Source organism: Mesorhizobium sp. M7D.F.Ca.US.004.01.2.1 (assembly GCF_003997785.1).
Classification (GTDB): Bacteria; Pseudomonadota; Alphaproteobacteria; order Rhizobiales; family Rhizobiaceae; genus Mesorhizobium; species Mesorhizobium loti.
Genome location: NZ_RZRQ01000342.1, coordinates 1 through 6,064, shown reverse-complemented (window position 1 = coordinate 6,064; position 6,064 = coordinate 1). Strand labels below are relative to the sequence as shown.

Annotated in this window: 4 protein-coding genes; 2 read left to right on the top strand and 2 right to left on the bottom strand. The window is 58.8% G+C overall.

From position 1 onward, the window contains the following. Positions 1-1,040 (top strand): porin (locus EN993_RS29570; protein ID WP_164757893.1); only part of this gene is annotated, 1,040 nt, incomplete at its 5' end. 227 nt (positions 1,041-1,267) lie between these two features. Here EN993_RS29570 and EN993_RS29565 read toward each other — a convergent pair. Both EN993_RS29565 and EN993_RS29560 read right to left on the bottom strand, forming a co-directional pair. Beyond that, positions 1,268-2,935: a sulfotransferase gene (locus EN993_RS29565; protein ID WP_127265557.1), complete on the bottom strand. Its 1,668-nt coding sequence runs from the start codon at positions 2,933-2,935 to the stop codon at positions 1,268-1,270. Between the two features lie 236 nt (positions 2,936-3,171). After that, positions 3,172-4,839 carry a sulfotransferase gene (locus tag EN993_RS29560; protein WP_127265556.1) on the bottom strand — a complete coding sequence of 556 codons (1,668 nt, stop codon included), beginning with the start codon at positions 4,837-4,839 and terminating at the stop codon, positions 3,172-3,174. 119 nt (positions 4,840-4,958) lie between these two features. On the opposite strand from EN993_RS29560, the gene EN993_RS29555 reads away from it, so the two are divergent. Beyond that, a partial coding sequence (locus EN993_RS29555; RefSeq protein ID WP_127265555.1) for a pyridoxal phosphate-dependent aminotransferase occupies positions 4,959-6,064 on the top strand: 1,106 nt, incomplete at its 3' end.

Sequence of the window (6,064 nt, the reverse complement as noted above, 5' to 3'; positions counted from 1 at the left end):
AGCCGGAACCCGCTGAATACGTCAAGATCTGCGACGTCTACGGCGCTGGCTACTTCTACATCCCCGGCACCGAAACCTGCCTGCGCATCGGCGGCTATGTCCGTTATGACATCGGCGTGGGCGATGCCAACTCGTTCGACGGCGCCAACCACGTTGCGGACCACATGGGCGATGGCGACCATTCGACCTATACCAAGAATGCCCGTTTCGCGTTGAAGACCTGGACCGGCCAGGAAACCGAGCTCGGCACCTTGAAGACCTACACCGAGCTCCGCTTCAACTTCGGCAACGGCTATGGCGACGCTGGCGACCCGAATTCGCCTTTGGCCGGCGGCCATTCTTCGGTGAATTTCGCCTGGATCCAGCTTGGGGGCCTGCGCGTCGGTAAGGACGAATCGGCCTTCGATACGTTCATCGGCTACGCCGGCAACGTCATCAACGATACGCTCGTTCCCTATGGTGGCTTCGACACCAACGTCGTCCAGTACTATTTCGACGCCGGCAACGGCTTCTCGGCCGTGGCTTCGTTGGAAGAAGGCTCGGGCACGGACACGATCGACAGCTATGTCCCGCATATCGTCGGCGGCTTGAAGTGGACGCAGGGCTGGGGCGCGATCACCGGCGTCGTCGCCTATGACAGCAACTACGAAGAAGTCTCCGGCAAGGTTCGCTTGGACGTCAACGTTTCCAACGAGCTGTCACTGTTCATCATGGGCGGCTATGGCTCGGACGACAACCTCACCGACTTCACCAGCAACGATCGCGGCTTCTACAAGCCTTGGGGCGGCAACTGGGCAGTCTGGGGCGGCGGTACCTACAAGTTCAACGAGAAGACCTCGTTCAACGCGCAGGTTTCGTATGACGACTTTAAGAACCTCGGTGTCGCGGCGAACGTTGCTTATGACGTCGTTCCAGGTTTCACGGTCACGGCCGAAGTGGACTACAACCACGCCGATAACGTCTTGGACTCTTTCCCCATCAATCCCGCACCGAAGAAGAGCAGCCTCGGCGGCATCCTCCGCTTCCAGCGCTCGTTCTAATAGAGTTCGACTCGTCGAAATCGAAACCCGGCGGGCAACCGCCGGGTTTTTTCTATTCAGTTGACGAGGAAATGTGTCGCTTCTGACGTTATGCTAAGATCTTGAGGCTGGAATGAACAGCCGCATTGCCCTTGCCGCAACGAGCCGTTGCCCCGTTGGAGTCAGGAATTCGAAGCGGCCAGGCACCAAACGCAAACTTGACGGCTTCCAGCGCAAGCGTGCCTGGATCAATTCCCGGCCAAATCACCCAAGGCATCGATCAGCGGTTTGATGGCGCTGCCATAGCTCTTCCAGCGATTGACGGACGAGGTGTAGATCGGTTGCCTAACCTGCCAGCGACTGAACGTGTTCACCGCACCGCCCTTGTCAAAGAATCGCAAGCAGGCATCGTCCCAAGGCAGACCCAAATGGTCTATCAAGCGGCGCGATTGCCCTTCCTGATCGGAGACCATGTCCTCATAGCGGTTCTGCAGGATTTGCCCCGGAAAAACCACGTCCCAGTGACGCATAAGCCGGTCGTACTCACGATAATACAGTCCGAGTGTATTCAGATCGGCGTTGTAGATATTATCCTCGTTGAAACTCAGGAAATAGCACGAGATGCAATTGTCGGCGGCATCGCGACGGCAGTGAATGATGCGTGCCTTGGGAAACAGGACTCTTACAAGTCCGATAAGCTCAAAATTGTGCGGTAGCTTGTCGACGATTCGCCGTGCGTCGGGTGATCGTTGCCTGATGTGGCTGAGATATTCTTCGGCCAGGGACTTGGACTGCTCAACCGTCATGTCCACGATCGACTTTCGCAATTCCTCTGGCGAGCGCGTTTTAGGCGCAAGCCTGTTTGTGATCCGCCGGAGCTTTGTCAGTTCGCCGGCCCCGTGTACGTCTGGATGGCTCGCACAGATTTGCTCGGTCAAAGTGGTGCCTGAACGTGGCATGCCAAGCACGAATACAGGCACGTCCGACGTGCTCCCGTGCCCTGCCTTGGCCGCCGCCATCCGCGGGCTGAACAACTCGATCATGAAATCGACGCTGCGGCGATAGGACTCTATATCGAAGCGGCGGGGTGAAAGTTCCTTTGCCTGCCGGAAGTGATCCATCGCCTCGTCATAGCGCCGAAGATCATTCAGTATCTTCCCGGCAGCATGGTGGAATTGCTGAATGCTTTTCCTGTCGAGTTTCGGATTTTTCAGCTCAGCCAGAATGGATTGCAGTTCCGCCGGCTCTTCAGAGAATTTTCGGATGCTGACCAGACCGTCGTAGGCGGCTGCGACACCCAGGCGATGGCTGATCGCCTCTCTCATATAGGTGGTCGCCTCATCCATACGGCCGAGGCTTACAAGCGCATTGGCCAACCCCGTTCGGACGAGAGGATGGCGGCCATTGATTGTGAGCGCCCGTTCATAGAGCGGCACCGCAAGATCGGCCCTACCGAATTCGGTGTAGGCGCGGCCAAGTGCGCAAAGCGCCTCTACCCAGTCGACTTTCAGTTGGCTAGCAACCTCAAAATGTCGGATCGCATCTGAATGTTCGCCGACTTTCAAATAGGTTTCACCCAGAGTCAGGTGATAGTGTGGATTTCCCGGGGCTTCCTTCACGGCCCGCGCGAAATAGTGGATGGCCCTCTCGTCATCCAAATCGCGCGCGAAGACACCCATTATATACAAGGCAAGAGGGTGCCTTGGGGCCCGGGCCAAGACACGCTGACATAGTTCCTCTGCCTCATGCAGCCGTTTGGCCCGCTGAAGTTCGAGCGCCTGTCTCAGCAATGCGTCATCTGCCTGCGCGCGCGGCAATGGTTTCGCGGTCGGCTGCACGATTTTCTGCTGAGAGATTTGGGGGCCAGCAGGGCCCTTAAGATGCTTGGACCAGGCTGGTGGCAATCGATTGCTCATAGTGTCTGGCTAGCAAAAAGAGCCACAGGAATCCAGCGTTTCTAACCTGCCTCGCGGCAACGTGCATTGGCCAAGCGGGCGTTCTAGAAGGCAGTTTTCAAAGCGAGCTAACGCGGCTCGTCCTGGCACCCCCGGGCAGTGCCGTTTGTCGCCCCAAAGCACAGAAGCGCGAGAGCGGCCGCGCTTTTCGCCCGTACTGGCGCCAACGAAAACAGCTTGAATACGGTGCAGGTTAATCAGAGTTCGACCAGATCGCCGAGGGTCTCTATCAGTGGCCGGAGCCTGCCTTCATAATTTTTCCAGCGCTTGACCGACGACCTGTAGATGGGTTGGCGGACTTGCCAGCGGCTGAGCGTCCTGACGGATCCAGCCTTGTCGAAGAAGCGAAGGCAAGCATCATCCCAGGCCAGACCAAGATGCTCGATCAACCGGCGCGATTGCCCTTCCTGGTCGGAAACAAGGTCTTCATAGCGATTCTCAAAAATCCGCCCCGGCAGGAGTGCCTTCCAATGGCGTATGAGGCGATCATATTCACGATAATACAACCCCAGCACGGTAAGATCCGAGCTGTACTGATGCCCCCTGTTAAGATTCGCGAGGAAACACGAGAAACAATTGTCGATTGGATCGCGCGTGCAGTGAATAATCCGGGCGTGCGGAAAGAGAAGGGCGATAAAGCCGATAAGCTCGAAATTATGAGGCATCTTGTCGATGATTTGTGATGCCGTGGGCGCATAGAGACGCAGGTTGGAAAGATATTCTCCTGCCAGAACCTTCGATTGCTGGCTCGTCATCGACCTGACCGGCTGCCCGAATATCCGTTCCTGCTGCGCCTTGAGACCGTTGACGACCGCCATTCGCCCCAGCTTGGTAAGCTCGCCGGCGCCATGAACGTCGGGATGACTGGAGCAGATTTGCTCGGTCAACGTCGTGCCCGAACGTGGCATCCCGAGGACGAAAACTGGCGCTTCGGACGGATCGCCATAGTCAGCCCTCGCGGCCAGAAATTCCGGGGTGAACAGGCCGATCAGGGAATCGACCTGCCTGCGGTAGGAATCGATGTCGAAACTGTAGCCCTTGGCCGTTGCAGCCTTAAGGAAATGGTCCATCGCCTCATCATAGCGTTCAAGGTCGTTCAAGATCTTGCCCGCCGCCAAGTGCAGCAGATACAGCTCATTGGCGAGAACGGGGGTGCTGCCAAGTTCGTCCAGAATGGATTGGAGTTCAGCCGGCTCGGTAGCAAATTTTCGGATTCCTACGAGGGTGTTGTAGGACGCAGGCACGTTTACACGCTGGGCGATGTTTGACTTCAAACGGGCTGCGGCTTCGTCCATTCGTCCAAGCGCAACGAGAGCATTCGCCAGGTCCGTTCGGACAGCCGGGTCGTCCGGGTCTAATTTCAGCGCCTTTTCATAGACCAGCAATGCCAAATCCGCCTTGTCAAACTTGGAGTAGGCCTTGCCCAGCCCGCAAAGAGCCTCCATCAGGTCGGGCTTCAATTCGCAGGCGCGTTGTAGATGCCTGATCGCTGGCGGATAATCGCCAGCCTTCAAGCATGCTTCGCCCAGACTGAGCTGATAGTAGGGATTGTTGGGCTCCTGAGCGGCGGCTCGTGCAAAATACTTGATGGCCAGCTCGTCATCGACACCGAGCCCCAGTGTGCCGAGTATATACAGGGCCAACGTGTGATTGGGCGTGCGGGCCAGCACGCGAAGACACAATTCCTCCGCGTCCACAAGCCGCTTCGCCTCCTGGAGTTGGAGCGCCTGTCTCAGCAACGCTTCGTCTGCTTGTGCGCGCGACAACGGTACGGCTGTCGGCTGCATGATTTTCTGCTGAGAGATTTTGGGGCCAGCAGGACCCTTGAGGTGCTTGGACCAGGCTGGTGGCAATCGATTGCTCATCACGTCTGGCTAGCAAAAAGAGCCGCAGGAATCCAGCGTCACGGATCTGTCTCGCGGCAACTTGCACCAGCCAGACGGGCGCGCTAGCAAGAAGGCCCTTTTCAACCGAGCTTTTTGCCATGTGCCAGCGCCCTCCCCTCACGCCGCTCGTCGACGCGCTTCCGTCGACTGTACCCTTCGTCGGCCCCGAAGCGCAGGAGCGCGAGCGGGGCCACGCTTTTCGCGCCCGTATCGGCGCCAATGAGAGCAGTTTTGGGCCTTCGCCGCGCGTCATCGAGCGCATGGCCGAGATCGCCGGCGACATGTGGATGTATTGCGATCCCGACAATCACGATCTGAAGGTGGCGGTTGCCGCGCATCACGGCGTGAAAGCCGAGAACGTTGTTGTCGGCGAAGGCATCGACGGCCTGCTCAGCCTGGTGGCACGCATGTATGTGGCGCCTGGCGATGCCGTGGTCACGTCGCTCGGCGCCTATCCGACCTTCAACTTCCACATTGCCGGTGTCGGCGGGCGGCTGGTGACGGTCCCTTACGAGAACGATAGGGAAAGCCTTGACGGCCTGTTGGCGGCGGTGCGCAAGGACAAGGCGCCGCTGGTTTATCTGTCCAACCCGGACAATCCGATGGGCAGTTGGTGGGAGGCGAACGAACTCATCCGCTTCATCGAGGCGTTGCCGGAAACCACCATGCTGGTGCTCGACGAGGCCTATGGCGAACTCGGACCGGCCTCGGCGCTGCCGCCGATCGATATCTCGCGGCCAAACGTCATCCGCATGCGCACCTTCTCGAAGGCCTATGGGTTGGCCGGCATACGCTGCGGCTATGCGGTGGCCGAGGCCCAGGTGATCCGCGACTTCGAGAAGATCCGCAACCATTACGGCGTCAGCCGCATGGCGCAGATCGCCGGCGTCGAGGCGCTCGCCGATCAGGATTATTTGCAGAGCGTGGTGGCACGGGTTGCAGCCGGCCGCCGGCGTATCGCCGGGATAGCCGAGGCGAGCGGGCTGAAGCCACTGGAGTCGGCAACCAATTTCGTCACCATCGATTGCGGCGGCGACGGCGCTTTCGCGCTGAAGGTGCTGCAAGGCCTGCTGTCACGCGACGTGTTCATCCGCAAGCCGATGGTCCCGGTGCTCGACCGCTGCATCCGCGTCAGCGTTGGCCTCGATCACGAGCTCGATATTTTTGCCGAGGAACTTCCCGGGGCTTTGGCGGCAGCGCGGGG